The 236-nt window shown below is 61.0% G+C and carries 1 protein-coding gene; it reads right to left on the reverse strand.

What is annotated here, in order from left to right:
• Positions 1 to 32: 32 nt before the first annotated feature.
• Positions 33 to 236 (reverse strand): DUF3658 domain-containing protein (locus tag AC0IW9_RS31975; protein ID WP_471652301.1); only part of this gene is annotated, 204 nt, incomplete at its 5' end.

Genomic DNA, 236 nt, shown 5'->3' on the forward strand with positions numbered 1-236 from the left:
GGCTTTAGCCTCGAGCTTTTAATCGCCCAAACCTAACCCAGCCTCCGAACCTCCAACCCCCCATAACTCACCGCCTCAGCATCCGCCGATAACGCCAACCGCCCCGCCTTCGCCAATTCCCGGGCTCGCCAAAATACGAAGAAGTCGGTGGCGAAAAACCCGTCGCTGCGCTTCATCACCTCGGCCATCACCTCGGCCATCACCTGCGCCAACGGCTGCCAATCCTGGGTACACGC

It is taken from the genome of Belnapia sp. AC561, assembly GCF_979252845.1.